This is a genomic window from Leptolyngbya sp. CALU 1928, assembly GCF_056784215.1.
Window position 1 is genome coordinate 1,832,675 of sequence record NZ_JBXBCE010000001.1, and the last position, 12,165, is coordinate 1,844,839.

Sequence of the window (12,165 nt, forward strand, 5' to 3'; positions counted from 1 at the left end):
ATATGGTTCAGTCTGCAACGTTGGGATATTCGCCGAATGTGTTGGAACTCGCTCAGCGCGGAAATTTACAGGCGATCGCGCAGTGGCTTAATCAATCGCTGCGTCCCTATGGGCTAAAGGCGCGGGTGGGTTCTAGTCATCCCACTAATCTACGGTTGCTAATTGAACTGCCCTTTATCCCCAAACAGGAAGCCCCTTCAGGCACTTGGCAAGAGCAACTGATGCGATTTGTCTGCCATCACTTGTGGCAGTTGAATTCTCCCGTGATTCGGGGTGCCAATATTGCGGTTCGTCTCGCCGATCAGCCGAAACAAATTCTTTGGAAGCAGTCGGTACGGATTGTCACGCCTGCCAATCGGCATCGATCGCAGCCCCATTCGCAGAATCAACAGATGCGATCGCGGATTCACAAAACCGCTCGACGCAAAAATCGGCTCCGACTGGCACGCACCTTACTCGTCGGTGGCCCTGCCGTTGCCGCCATTATGGTAGGTGGTTTTCTGGGCTACAGCCGCGCCCCCGTCACCCAAACTGATGCTTCTGCCTCTTCTCAATCAGGCAACCCAAATCTTCCTACTCGCTCCGACACCGTGCGGACTGCCCTAGAAACGGTGCCTGTGTTAAAGCACAATCAAGTTGTCAATCCCCAAGATCCCACAGTGACTTTGATGTTTGCGGGAGATGTCACCCTAGCCGATCACTTTGAAGAAGTTATTGGTCAGGATTATCAGCGCCCCTTCGCCGCTATGAAAGAGTATCAGCAGGCAGATTTATCCATGGTGAACTTGGAAAATCCCTTGACCAGAGCAACCCTTGCCATGCCGGGTAAGCAATTTAACTTCAAAGCCAATCCCGATGCAGTCAAGGTTCTGACTACAGGTGGAGTAGACCTGGTGAGTCTGGCAAACAACCACACCATGGATTTTGAAGCTGATGGATTAAAAGAAACCTTGGAAACTTTGGATGCAGCCGGAATCCAATATATGGGAGCCGGGAAAGATTTGACGGAAGCCCGTCGCCCCAAAATCATTGACGTGAAGGGACAACGGATTGCCTATCTTTCCTATTGGGGGGAAGAATATGGCGCAGAAGCGAATAAAGCCGGGATTAATTCAATTAAAGAAGATCGGATTGCCGAAGATATCAAAGCCATCCGAGATCAGGTGGATTGGGTGGTGGTGAATTTTCACTGGGGACAAGAACTGGCAGAAGTTCCTGCCGATTGGCAAGTGAAACTAGGACATTTCACGATTGATCAGGGTGCTGATGTGATTGTGGGACATCATCCCCATGTACTGCAAGGCGCAGAGATTTATAAGGGTCGTCCGATCGCCTATTCCCTAGGCAACTTTATTTTTGGCGGTAACTCCCGCACCGATTACGATACGGCGGTGATGCAAGTTTCCCTCAAAGACAAGCAGATGAAGGTAGAGTTTTTGCCCGTGGAAGTGACGGGCTATCAGCCAAAAGTTGCCCAGGGCGATCGCGCCACTGCAATTCTCGGAAACCTAACTCAGCGATCAGCGAAATTTCAGCAACCCATGCAATCGCCTGTAGTCCTTGATGCCCGTTCGCCTCAACCCTCAGCGACTACCGGAACCCCAGAAGCCTTGGCTCCTGCCACACTGCCAGCATCTCCATCTCTGCCCACCATCAATCCCGCACCCGCGCCACTATCCGCACCCGCACCGATCCCCCCCGATAATCTCATGCCGCCGCCTGCGGATGCTCCAGCCGTTGATGCAGGCACAAGCATTCCCCAAACATCTACGCCTCAAACATCTACGCCAGAAGCGCTCAATAATCCAGCCGTTCAGCCCAGTCCGGATGCAGTCAGCACTCCGACACCCATCGATCCAGCCAATACCGACATCCTGCCGGGTTATGGAGAAGTCGCTCCTCCTGCACCGACCACCAGAAGCAGCCCAGACGATGCTACTCAGCCCCCAGCCGTCCAAACTGAGGCTCCAGTAGTCGCGCCCAACGCGCCCCAACTACCCTCTTTCGCAAATCCCAGCAACTCCTTCACAAATTCTCCCAGCCAAACTCCACTTAAAGGCAATCCGCAAAGCAATCCGGGAGATCCCCAGGTCAGCCAGCCGACCTCAGGCGATGCTATGGATTCTACGGCATTACCTGCGGCGCAGCCCAACACGGTTAGTTTTCAGATTCACCCCAAATCTGCTGTGAAAGTCGCGCAAGTGAATGAAACAGTAAAGGGGATTGAAACAGAGAAGAAAAATGCAGCCGCAAAGATGGCCGAACCTGAAAAAGATCTTGCGACTCAGGATGTCGCCTTAAAAGCACCGATGATGTGGTAATCGTTAACGGCTCATTCATCTGAACAGGTTAAAGTGAGGTGATTTTAGAGCAAGGAGCTAAGCATGAGCGCGATCGCAACAGAACAACGCCAATATCTCACCTACATCCTCACCGATGAGGCAACCGGGGCAAAGTTGGAAATTGTGCCAGAACGTGGCGGCATTGCCACAAGCTGGCAAATGGAAGGTCAAGAGATTTTCTACTTAGATCAAGAACGCTTCACCGATCCAACGCTGACCGTTCGGGGCGGCAATCCCATTTTGTTTCCGCTGTGCGGCAATGTGGTGGATAACACTTACATCCACAACGGCAAGGCTTACAGCATTAAGCAGCATGGATTTGCGCGGGAACTGCCTTGGAGCGTGATCAACCAGACCACTACTGACGGAGCCAGCCTTACCCTGGGTTTAAACAGCAATGACCACACTCGCGCCGTTTATCCCTTTGAATTTGAGCTTGCCTTTACCTACACCTTGAAAGGTAATACCCTTACTTTGAGCCAGCGGTTTACCAATCATTCCACCGAGCCAATGCCCTTTTCCGTGGGCTTCCATCCTTACTTTGCGACGGCAGATAAGACTGCACTGCAATTTCAAATTCCCTCCAGCGAGTTTTATGATCAGCGTGCCAAAGTATCTCAGGCTTACACCGGAAACTTTGACTTTGATCTGGATGAAATTGATGTGGCGTTTACCGAACTGTCGAGCCATGTGGCAGTGGTCACTGATCCAACTAAAGCGCTCAAACTCACCTTCAGCTTCAGCCCAGACTTTTCTACGCTCGTATTTTGGACAGTCAAGGGCAAAGACTTCTACTGCCTAGAACCCTGGACGGCAGGACGGAATGCGTTGAATACCGGCGATCGCTTGATTCACCTTGCCCCCGGAGCCACTCTGGAAGCCGAATTTGCCGTGAAAGCGGAGTCTCTAAGCTAACGCCTGAGTATTGAAAGGGGCTGGTGCCATGATCAAGGTATGTCATGGTTCAAGCCCTACTAGAACCATTGCTAAGAAATAGTTTGCTGATCAGGAAGCGAAGCGGGAATAGGGCGATCGCGATCTAGGAGAAACCTATCTCAAAAATGCTCTCCATTCGTTATGTATTGAGATAATAAAGATCCGTCTTTTTGTATCCGTAGAAGCCTAGTGTTATTGATCACAAAAATCAGAATTCAAAAAGGCGATCGCGTTCCTAAAACTGATTTCTTTAGCTCTAGTTAACGACAGCGATCGCAGTGATTTCACGGACAGGTTGGCGACCAGATTAATAGTTACTTCATAAAAGACTGAAAAAATTTACTAATCGCCAGTGATTTTCTAGTCTTAAATTTTATGGTTTTTTGTCTTTCTGTATAAGTTTCAAAAAATATAACAATACGCTCAAAAGCTCTCTGGGAAGCACTTTGTCTTCCTAAAGGCGTTTAGTATTCTTTATTTAAAATAAGGCGGATTCAATCGAAACAAACGCTTCATCCAAACTTTATCTTTTTTGTAAAAACTTTATGCCGCCAGTCTTGTTAGCACCATAATAATGACCTAGCTAGTGAGTGGCAAAAAGTCTATGTATCAATCGATATCAGTAGATTATAAGGCTTTCTTTAGTTATTAAAAGATTAGTTAAAGATGCATTTTGTTCAGTTAAAAGTTCAGCTATTTAGCCGATTCTGATTAAATAGATGGGAATGCTAGGTTTGTGCTGTGATAGAGAGATTGTTAAGTGGCATTAAATTAGGCATCTTTGAATATCATCTCAGGCTTGTATTCTGTTTCTCGAATTAAATTTCTAAAAATGCTCAGTTTTTGAGTTCTATCAGGTTTTCCACATTACTTAATAGGTTGCTCTTCCCATGAGATCTGATTCTTTAAACCGTTCATCAACTTCATCTTCTGAATTAGGCGTATATGAATGCGAGATTCACCTCAAGTTCAGGCTGGTTGAAGAGAAAGATGCATTTGTAAATCGTGATCAGCTTCTAGAGCTTCTACTAGATGCTTTTTCCTATGGATCTGACGAGTACATGGAACCTACTCAAGTCGAAGTCGTGGCGCAAGAGGTCTGTGAGCTATTAGCTTCCCCTCAAATGCGTCGCCAACTGATTCGCCTACGCAACTCTAGTGATGGGGGCTAGTAGGTCATTTCGCTTTAACGAACCCACGCTAAATTCAGAAAATGATGCGTCGCGCTAAAGTTATCAATTAATTCTATTGACAGGGGTTCCAATGTTCGTTACCTTGTATAAGGTCTAGCTGATGTGCCCCCATCGTCTAGAGGCCTAGGACACCTCCCTTTCACGGAGGCGACGGGGATTCGAATTCCCCTGGGGGTATGTAAACTCAAATGATAAAGGCGAGGAGTAACTTACTCTTCGCCTTTATTAATGCATTTTTTCGCTTAGTTGTTTGCCTAGAAACGCGATCGCTTGACCATTTTTCCGCAAACTTTGATAATGCTCTCAACAATGGCACATCCAACCCTAATTTTGCCGGGTTATTTAGCCGGAGCAACGGACTATCGATACCTCCAAAAAGCCCTGATTGACCAAGGTATTCCAACAGTTACGGTGCCATTGCGCTGGCAAGACTGGGTGACAACCATTGGTGGGCGATCAGTGACTCCAGTTCTGCGGCAAATCGACCAAGCCGTCACACAGCTTCTCCAAGAAAGTGGTGCTGCCAAAATCAATTTAATTGGGCATTCGGCAGGCGGTTGGTTAGCCCGCATTTATTTAGGCGAAAAACCCTATTGCATTCATCCGAGTGATACGGAAGACTGCGTTTGGAATCGGCGATCGCACGTTGAAACCTTACTCACCTTGGGCACACCCCACACCAGTTTGGAACGCTGGACGCGAAAAAATTTAGATTTCGTCAACCAAACTTATCCAGGAGCCTTTTATTCCGATTTGCGCTATGTCTGTGTGGCAGGCAAAGCGATTTATGGACAACGCCGACCCGGAAGTTGGTTAGCCTACAGCAGCTATCAACTTACCTGCGGTCAGGGCAACTGTTGGGGCGATGGCATTACCCCGATCTCCGCTGCTCACCTAGACGGGGCTACTAACCTAACCATCCAAGGCGCAACTCATTCGCCCAAATCTGGACAACCCTGGTACGGCTCGTCGGGATTGCTAGAACAATGGGTCGAGTATTTGAAGTAATGACTTAGAGGCTGAAACATTTAAACGCCCAATTCCCCACTTCTGGCTGTTGCCCAAATGGTGCGCGATTCTCCCACGGAGAGACTTCGCCAATGCTGCTAGTGTTCTAGACTTGTTGCTTCACCCTAAATGGTTAACCCAAATTCAAACCGATTGATGAATAGGCAACGCTGCTGTGTTTTTGACTGAACGAAACTCCACATCTGCTTCTGTCTCTACAGCCTGCCATTGGCAAAGGTTGACGATAGTTTGGGTAGGCTCCAGTTCGGCAAGTTTAGTTTCATTGATCGCTTGGATCTGTTGATCTTGCTTAACGCTGCAATCACTGTCGTTGGACTGATATGCAGAACATGGGCAGTATGTCGGATGCCACTGCCATTGATTTCCATATCATTGATTTGTTGTTTGACTTCGGGTGAATAACCAGCATCGGGGTTCTGCACAATCAAGGTGCGTCGAGAGCACTCTGAACTGTGAGATAAGTAGCGTTGTTTGCCATCTGCGATCGCACCCTGTTTGATGACTTCAATCCCATCACGCTTTGGACAATGAATCGGCTCTACAATCGTGGTTAGTTCCCTTCATTGCGGCACCTCCCTCACAGCATCATTTTGAGCAGAAAACAACAAATCTGAAACATTGCCCGATCGCCCAATCGCATCAAGGGAGTACTCAATTAAAAGTGAGTTGAGCAATGGCGATACCTTCAGAGTGCGCTGACCTCTCCAACCTTCATAAGGTTTCTTGAGTCTGCTGTTGCACCACGCTACTCCAGTCATCCTCAGTAACAGCCTCCTCTAAGTTTTGGCGGCGAACTGACAAGTCAGCGCTTGCGCGATCGCCTTCCCCATCATCAGGTTCTCGGCTTTCGGGTTCTGCCATTGCTTTCCGCAGCTTCAGCTTTTTCTCATCGTAGGCTTGGCGTTCTGTCGCAGACATTGCCGCGATCGCAGCGGTTCCAATCGTATTTGCCCACAGTCCACTATCATCCACATTGCCCGGTGGAATAGCTCCTAGTTCGGCAATCCAGGCATTTTGCAAGGCTTCCATCTCGTCACGCTTGGGAAACTTAAACGCCTGCACCCGCACAAATGCACAGATATCAGTGCCCATTTGGGTGACATGCCCCCGCAGTGCCAAAGCAACATTGCGAGAATAGCCAATGTATTGCGTCTGGCGATCGCCATTCAACACCGCATAGACTCCGGCAACTTTGGCATTCCCGACTGCTTCACACCAAGAATTCAATGGTGTCACCGCTTCAGTCGTTACAGATGGCTTAGCGATCGCAGCATCCACAGCACCATGTTCATCCTCAGAACTGTAGAGAAAACCATGCAACCCTTGATGCTCTTGGGGCACGTTCTGATGTTCGATTGGAGTTGTGTTATCGGGTGTCACTTGAGTTTTTCCTGCGGATAGGCGATCGTCAATACAGTCATTATCTCTTTTGCCTACCCCATCTGACTATCTTGTTATGCTCAATTGCTCATCCATCAAAAGTCACAAAAAAGCAGCAACCTACTAAGATTGCTGCGTTGGGAAACATCGCTTAGACTTTGGCAACTAACCGACGATTTACGACACTGGGCTAAGTAGCTTATCCGTCGTGGTTTCTGGGTTTACTTCTGGAGAATCTTTTTCGGATGGGGGAACCGCCTGCCAGAACTTTGGCAGGTATTCTGACCAGTTGTCCAAGATTTTTTTGGCTTTGGGACTGCCTGTATGCTCAGCATGAGCCTGAATCAACTCTTTGAGTTGCTGTTCCCCCACGGGGGAGGTAATTCGTTGGGGCTTGATGATTTCTGGGTTAACTTTGGCAGAGAAACTATCATCTTCATCCAGGAAGTAAGCGAGTCCGCCTGTCATGCCAGCGCCGACGTTGCGTCCGGTTTTGCCCAGCACTACGATCACGCCGCCCGTCATATATTCGCAGCAGTGATCGCCAGCGCCTTCAATTACAGCTTTGGCTTGGGAGTTGCGGACGGCAAACCGTTCACCCGCTAATCCCAATGCGTATAGGGTGCCGCCCGTTGCCCCATAGAGGCAGGTGTTGCCAAGGATCACGTTTTCGGAGGGATCGTAGGTCGCGGAAGCGGGAGGGAAAATGACGATTTCGCCACCATGCATTCCTTTACCTACGTAATCGTTGGCTTCTCCTTCCAGGGAAAGGGTCATGCCGGGTAGGTTAAAGGCTCCAAAGCTTTGACCCGCTGCCCCGTTAAAGTTGAGCGTGATTTGTCCGCTGAAGCCGCTGTTGCCATATTGTTTGGCGATCGCGCCTGCAATTCTGGCACCCACCGTGCGATCGGTGTTGACCACTTTCCAGGTTTTTGTGATGCTGGTTTGATTCGCGATCGCTGCCTGAATGTCAGCATCTGCCAAAATCTCGTCATCTAATACAAAGCCATTGCTGTGAACTGCTTCGTGGATTAACCAAGCGCGATCGGTGCGCGTATCTGGGAGTTTAGTCAGGCAGTCTAAATTGAGGCTGTGGGTTTTGGTCAGGGTGACCTCTTCCCGCATTTTCAGCAAATCCGCCCGTCCGATGATGTCTGTGAGGGATTGATAGCCCAAACGAGCCAGCAGCGATCGCACTTCTTCCGCCACAAAAAAGAAGAAGTTGACTACATGCTCAGGAATGCCTGTAAACCGCTTGCGGAGTTCTTCTTTTTGGCTGGTCACGCCCACAGGACAGTTATTCGTGTGGCAAATTCGTGCCATGATGCAGCCTTCCGCAATCATGGCGATCGTGCCAAAGCCAAACTCTTCGCCGCCCATCAACGCCGCCATGATGACATCCCACCCGGTGCGGATGCCGCCATCTACTCGCAGCAAGACGCGATCGCGCAGTTTGTTCTGCATTAGTACCCGATGTACTTCCGTTAAACCCAACTCCCAAGGGCTGCCCGCATGTTTGATCGAACTCAATGGCGAGGCTCCGGTGCCACCTTCGTGTCCAGAAATTTGAATCACATCTGCGTTTGCCTTTGCCACACCCGCCGCGATCGTGCCAATGCCTACTTCGGCGACCAGCTTCACCGATACTTTTGCGGTTGGGCTGATCTGGTGCAAATCAAAAATCAGTTGGGACAAATCTTCGATCGAGTAAATATCATGATGAGGCGGTGGCGAAATCAGCGTCACGCCAGGTTTAGAGCGGCGCAGCATCGCAATATAGGGACTGACTTTATTGCCCGGAAGTTGACCGCCTTCTCCTGGCTTGGCACCTTGGGCAACCTTGATTTCTAACTGCTGGGCGCTGATCAAATATTCTGGAGTCACGCCAAAGCGACCCGACGCGATTTGCTTAATGGCAGAACTGACGCGATCGCCATTTCGTAATCCTTTCAAATGAGGCAATGTCGCAGACTGCCCTGCTTCATCTACATCATTTAAGGTTTGAAACCGAATTGGATCTTCGCCGCCTTCGCCAGAGTTGGATTTGCCACCAATCCGGTTCATGGCGATCGCCAGAGTTTCATGCGCCTCACGGGACAGTGCCCCCAAAGACATACCGCCCGTGCAGAATCGCTTGACGATATCGCCTGCTGATTCAACCTCTTCCAAAGGAATGGAGGGGCGATCGCTTTTTAGATCCAGCAAATCCCGCAGTGCGGTGAGTGGACGACCCACCATGTATTCTTGGTAAAGCTGATAGTGGTCGTACTGATTTTGTCTGACCGCCTTATGCAGATGCTTGGTCATCTCTGGGCTGTTGATGTGAAACTCGCCTCCCGGACGCGAGTTGACAAAACCGAGGTTTTCTAGCTTTTTGATGGTTAGCTCTGGAAAAGCCCGCTGATGAATTGCCAATACTTCGTGTGCCAGTTCAGCAATGTTTAACCCACCCAATCGAGACGCAGTACCCAAAAAACCGAGATTGAGCAAATCGCCGCCAATGCCGATCGCCTCAAAAATCTGCGCGCCATGATAGCTCGATAGCAGCGAAATCCCCATTTTTGACATGATTTTCAGCAAGCCATCTTCGATCGCCCTGCGGAAGTTAGTTTCGGCTGCCACCAAGCTAATCTGCTTCAGTTTGCCCCGCTCCATAAAGCCCTGAGTTTTGGGATCATGCCACCACTGCCGCACGGTTTCCAACGCCAGATAAGGACACACTGCACTAGCCCCAAACCCAATCAGGCAGGCAAAATGATGAGTACTCCAGCATTGGGCGGTATCCACGATGAGGGAGGCTTTCATCCGTAAGCCTTGGCGAATTAGGTGATGGTGAACCGCACCGATTGCCAGCAAGGGGGGAATGTAGCTAAAGTCGGCGCTGATGGTGGCAGGAGTGCCGTTTTGAGCGGCGCGATCGCTCAAAATCAGAATCTTTTTGCCTGCTTTTACCGCTGCGGTTGCCTGCTGACAAAGGTCTAACACCGCTTGCAGCAAGCCATCAGGACCTAAAGCAATTTTGAACAGCGTCGAAAGCGTTGCCGTCTCAAACCCAGATTCCCGGATGTGATCCAGTTCAGCATCGTTCAGCACGGGGCTATCCAGTTTGATTAACCGCGCAGATTCTGGCTTGGCTTCCAGCAGGTTAATCCGTTCCCCTAGCTGCGTCTTTAGAGACATGACCAGACGTTCGCGGTAGGGATCGATCGCCGGATTGGTCACCTGAGCAAACCGCTGCTTGAAGTAGTCATACAGCACATGGGGTCTGGCAGATAGCACCGCTAAGGGAATGTCATCCCCCATACAAAAAGTGGGTTCTTTGCCTTGAGCCGCCATCTCCTGAATCGTCAATTCCACGTCTTCTGCGGTAAAGCCAAAGGCAGTTTGATAGCGCAGAAACTCTTGCGGTTCTAACTTCGGCGTTTCGTTCTCAAACGGCAGAACTGCCAACTCTTGGCGATTCTGCTTCAGCCATTCACCGTAGGGATGGGATTGAGCAACTCGCTGCTTAATCTCCCAATTCTTCAGGATTTCGTGAGTTTGCAGATCCACCGCAATCATCTGTCCTGGACCGAGCCGTCCTTTTTCCAAAATTTCGGCTTCCGGAATATCTACTACGCCTGCTTCTGAGGCAACCACAATGTAGCCATCGCGGGTGATCACATACCTCGCCGGACGCAGTCCATTGCGATCGAGCGATGCGCCGACCACTTTGCCATCACAAAAAGCCAAGAGCGCTGGACCATCCCACGGTTCTTGAACGCCGCTGTAGTACTCATAAAAATCAACAATTTCTGGATGATCGGCTAGATCCGGCTGATTGTCATAAGCTTCCGGCACCATAATCATCAGTGCTGCTTGCGGACTGCGACCCGATCGCACCAGCAGTTCACACACATTATCCAAGTTGGCGGAGTCGCTATTTTCCATCCGCACGGTTGGCATCAGGTCGGGCAAGCGATTTTTGGGCACATTTCCACTGGCATCTTCACTCACTTGCCAGCATTCATGCATCAAATCTGGCTGCTTCGCGCTCATCCAGTTGATATTTCCCAGCAAGGTATTAATTTCACCGTTGTGCCCCAACAACCGCATGGGTTGCGCTAGAGGCCACTTTGGCAAAGTATTGGTACTAAAACGGCGGTGATAGAGTGCAACTGCACTTTTGTAGTCTGGGTGTTTTAGGTCGGCGTAAAACTCGCCTAGTACCGCAGATCGCACCATCCCCTTGTAAACAATCGTGCGGTTAGAAAATGAACAGAGGTAAAAGTCCTCAACTGCTTTTCCGACTGCCTTTTCTGCTGCTTGCAAAACTCGCTTGCGAATCAGGTACAGTTGCCGCTCTAATTCATCCCCTTGGAGGGTAGATTGCACAAAAAATTGCTCGATCTGCGGCTGATTTTCCCGCGCTTGAATGCCCAAACACTCTGGATACACGGGCACCACACGCCATCCTAAAACAGCAACCCCTTCTTCAATGGACACTTGCTCAAGGGCTTTGCGGGCGATCGCCGCCACAGATGTATCTTGGGGCAAAAACACCATGCCTACCCCAATGTGTTCCCGTGCAGTAATTTCAATCCCCTCCGCTGTAAACCAGGCATTGAAAAGATCCCAGGGAATGGAGGTCATCACACCCGCGCCATCTCCAGAATCTTGGTCAGCGCTGCATCCGCCTCGATGCTCCAAACAGGTTGCAGCAATCAATGCTTTTTCAACCAACTCATGGCTAGCTCGCCCTTGTTGGTCGGCAATAAACCCGACTCCACAAGCATCGCGCTCTTCCACTAGCCAGCGTTGCCCTTCATATCCACTATTCAATTGATTGCTATCCCGCTTTACAGTTTCATTAGCCATGACAATGACGTATTTCGCTCGGTTGGTAGGGTGTTTCTTGCGGAGTTGATTATTATAGATTTCGGTTGTGGGATTCTTAAGGGCTTCCCCTCGGCATCATTACGACCTATCTCAGGGCTGGAAATGTAGATGCTTTGTCAGAAAACCAGAAAAACAAAATCCGTAAAATATCACTATACAAAGAGATCATTACTTAAAAACACTTTGAGATTTATAAACATTACAGGGAAAAGACGGTGAAGAAGAGTACAGCAGGAACCAAACGCATCTAGATCAGGTCAAACAAACCCACCTCAATCAGCATTTTTTTAGAGACGTTGTCGAAGTAAGCAGGATTTTCGGCTGCAAGAATAATAAATTCTGCCGACCCTGACAGAGTTTGAAGGCTGCTACAAAGGATTTCCTCTACAAGTTTCATTCCTGAAGTA

8 protein-coding genes and 1 tRNA gene are annotated in these 12,165 nt (G+C 49.4%); 5 read left to right on the forward strand and 4 right to left on the reverse strand.

Going from position 1 to position 12,165, the window contains the following annotated elements:
* The first annotated feature begins 2 nt into the window (after positions 1-2).
* From AC1S5B_RS08530 to AC1S5B_RS08550, 5 genes are all read left to right on the forward strand, one after another.
* Positions 3-2,321 carry a CapA family protein gene (locus tag AC1S5B_RS08530; RefSeq protein ID WP_482035247.1) on the forward strand — a complete coding sequence of 773 codons (2,319 nt, stop codon included), beginning with the start codon at positions 3-5 and terminating at the stop codon, positions 2,319-2,321.
* Positions 2,322-2,384: 63 nt separating this feature from the next.
* Positions 2,385-3,257 (forward strand): aldose epimerase family protein, encoded by an 873-nt coding sequence (locus AC1S5B_RS08535; RefSeq protein ID WP_482035248.1) that lies wholly within the window; start codon positions 2,385-2,387, stop codon positions 3,255-3,257.
* Between the two features lie 911 nt (positions 3,258-4,168).
* On the forward strand, positions 4,169-4,450 hold the full coding sequence (locus AC1S5B_RS08540; protein WP_482035249.1) for an Npun_R1517 family heterocyst differentiation transcriptional regulator: 282 nt from the start codon (positions 4,169-4,171) through the stop codon (positions 4,448-4,450).
* A gap of 125 nt (positions 4,451-4,575) precedes the next feature.
* Positions 4,576-4,648, forward strand: a tRNA-Glu gene (locus tag AC1S5B_RS08545).
* Positions 4,649-4,780: 132 nt separating this feature from the next.
* Positions 4,781-5,479 carry an esterase/lipase family protein gene (locus tag AC1S5B_RS08550; RefSeq protein WP_482035250.1) on the forward strand — a complete coding sequence of 233 codons (699 nt, stop codon included), beginning with the start codon at positions 4,781-4,783 and terminating at the stop codon, positions 5,477-5,479.
* 215 nt (positions 5,480-5,694) lie between these two features.
* Here the strand turns inward: AC1S5B_RS08550 and AC1S5B_RS08555 are convergent, their stop codons facing one another.
* The 4 genes from AC1S5B_RS08555 to AC1S5B_RS08570 form a co-directional block, all read right to left on the reverse strand.
* Complete coding sequence (locus tag AC1S5B_RS08555; protein ID WP_482035251.1) at positions 5,695-5,922, reverse strand: IS1-like element transposase; 228 nt, start codon at positions 5,920-5,922, stop codon at positions 5,695-5,697.
* Positions 5,923-6,211: 289 nt separating this feature from the next.
* Positions 6,212-6,880: a GIY-YIG nuclease family protein gene (locus AC1S5B_RS08560; RefSeq protein ID WP_482035252.1), complete on the reverse strand. Its 669-nt coding sequence runs from the start codon at positions 6,878-6,880 to the stop codon at positions 6,212-6,214.
* 177 nt (positions 6,881-7,057) lie between these two features.
* Positions 7,058-11,737, reverse strand: coding sequence for a glutamate synthase large subunit (gene gltB, locus AC1S5B_RS08565; protein ID WP_482035253.1), 4,680 nt, complete (start codon positions 11,735-11,737; stop codon positions 7,058-7,060).
* Positions 11,738-12,005: 268 nt separating this feature from the next.
* Complete coding sequence (locus tag AC1S5B_RS08570) at positions 12,006-12,155, reverse strand: hypothetical protein (RefSeq protein WP_482035254.1); 150 nt, start codon at positions 12,153-12,155, stop codon at positions 12,006-12,008.
* Positions 12,156-12,165 lie beyond the last annotated feature (10 nt).